Annotated in this window: 1 protein-coding gene; it reads right to left on the bottom strand. The window is 49.0% G+C overall.

Annotation, left to right across the window (positions count from 1 at the left end):
• Positions 1–24: 24 nt before the first annotated feature.
• The coding region (locus tag R7Z47_RS25700) for a PTS transporter subunit IIC (protein ID WP_318130873.1) at positions 25–606 on the bottom strand (582 nt) is incomplete at its 5' end.

Raw genomic sequence — 606 nt, 5'->3', positions numbered from 1 at the left:
TTCCGCATTCATCAGAGAGAAAACTTAGCGAACAATCAAACCAAGTAGGATACCTACCGCGCCGAAGTCAGCATCACTGAATGTTGTGTTTGCAAAGCCAAGATCACCCAGTACTGGCATTAGGAATACAGGTAGGAAAGTAATCAGTAGACCTTGTGCAAACGCGCCTAGAATTGCGCCGCGGCGACCGCCTGTAGCATTACCAAATACACCTGCCGCAGCACCCACAAAGAAGTGTGGAACGACACCTGGGATAATCACAGTAAGACCCATCACGTACAGCAGGAACATGCCCACTAGACCGGCTGCAAAGCTCGATAGGAAGCCCACCAATACCGCGTTTGGCGCGTATGGGAACACAACCGGACAATCCAGTGCAGGTTTTGCGTTTGGAACCAGTTTGTCTGAGATGCCTTTAAATGCAGGAACGATTTCTGCGATAACCATACGTACACCTTGTAGGATGACGTACACACCACCTGCAAATGTGATGGATTGCATTAGCGCAAACATAGACCAATGTTTACCGCCACTGACTTCACGGACAAAATCGCCGCCAGCGAACAAACACGTCACCATAAAGATGATGCCCATAGTGAACGAGAT

The sequence above is a fragment of the Vibrio sp. 1641 genome, assembly GCF_033339995.1.
GTDB classification, from domain to species: Bacteria; Pseudomonadota; Gammaproteobacteria; order Enterobacterales; family Vibrionaceae; genus Vibrio; species Vibrio alginolyticus.
Note: the sequence above shows the minus strand (reverse complement) of the source record. Positions and strands in the feature narration are given on the sequence as shown.